The sequence below is a fragment of the Henriciella sp. genome, assembly GCF_049649345.1.
In the GTDB taxonomy this organism is placed as follows: Bacteria; Pseudomonadota; Alphaproteobacteria; order Caulobacterales; family Hyphomonadaceae; genus Henriciella.
Genome location: NZ_JBARZC010000411.1, coordinates 1 through 1,528, shown reverse-complemented (window position 1 = coordinate 1,528; position 1,528 = coordinate 1). Strand labels below are relative to the sequence as shown.

Sequence of the window (1,528 nt, the reverse complement as noted above, 5' to 3'; positions counted from 1 at the left end):
CTTTGCTCGCGACCACAGCGATCTCACTGCCATTTGCGCTGGGCGATGAAGGGCCGACATCCCTCATGCAAGCCGGAATGGAAACCAAGATGCTGGTTCTCCAGGTCTTTCTTGTCGTGAATTCAGTCCTGACACTCGCTGTCGCCGGAGCTGTCACAGAGCGCCGCCGCCTCCTGTCGCATTTTCAACGGTCGCAATCCCGGTTGAAAGGCAAGACGCGGGAATTGAATGAGATGCTTGGCAAGGCCCGGCTGGCCGAGGTGATGTCGCATGTCGGCCATTGGACCCTCGCCCCCGGAACCGGTGCGGTCTTCTGGTCACCGGAAGTCTATGTCATTCATGGTGTCGACCCGGACGAGTTCGACCCGAATTATGGGGATGCTATTCAGTTCTTCGCGGAGGCGGACCGCGACCGCGTTGCGGGCATAGTCGAACAGGCAATAGCATCAGGACAGGGATGGGAGTTTGAGGCCACGCTGATCCGCCAGTCAGATGGGGAACACCGGCATGTGCATTCCATGGGCGAATGCCTGAAAAACGCCGAAGGAAGCATTGATGTTTTCTTTGGCGTCTTTCGCGATGTGACAGAGGAAAAACGCATCCAGAGAGAGCTGAGCGAGCGTGAGGCGCAATTCCGCATGCTGGCCGAGCATTCGACGGATATCGTCCTGCACTTCGACCTCGATGGAACTGTCAAATTCGTATCGCCATCCTGCCGCGTGCTCGGAATCAGGCCGGAAGATGCGATCGGCCAGCCGGCCCAGAATTTTGTTTTTCCGGAAGACCGCGAAATTGCCTCGGATGCCATCCGTGACCTGATGACGAATGACGACCCTCTGCGCACGATCCGGAGCGAACATCGCGCCCCGAGCGCGGGAGGAGGCCACCTCTGGCTTGAAAGCAATCCGACCCTCATTCGAGACGAAGATGGCGCACCCCATTCGGTCGTTTCGTCCTATCGTGACGTGACCGAGCGCAAGCTGATGGAGCAGAAGCTTCAAGAGAGCGAGCGCCAATACCGTGTACTTGCCGAACACTCGACCGACATCGTCCTGAAAACCACGATTAGCGGCGTCATCACCTATGCTTCGCCGTCCTGCACCAAACTCGGCGTCACGCCGGAAGAGGCTGTCGGCATGCGGACAATCGATTTTGTATTTCCGGAAGACCGTGCACTGGCGATCAAATTGAGCCGGATGAAATTTGCCGGGATCGATCCTGGCCCGGATGTCCGCCGCGAATACCGTGTGCGGGGCAAGAACGACAAAGTCATCTGGCTGGAAGGCAATCCGAACATTATCCGGAATGAAGACGGAAAGCCCGTTTCAGTCATAAATACGCTGCGCGATGTAACTGACCGTCGCGAGCGCGAAGACATGCTGGCCGCAGCGCGCGAGGAGGCCGAAGCCGCAACGCGCGCCAAGGCAGAATTCCTGTCCAATATGAGCCACGAAATCCGCACGCCCCTGAACGGGGTTCTCGGCTTCACTCAGCTCATTGCGCGCACCGAGCTCGACACGGATCAGAC

At 58.2% G+C, this 1,528-nt stretch carries 1 protein-coding gene; it reads left to right on the top strand.

Annotated elements, in window-relative coordinates:
- Positions 1–1,528 (top strand): PAS domain S-box protein (locus tag WA989_RS11420; protein ID WP_424340625.1); only part of this gene is annotated, 1,528 nt, incomplete at both ends.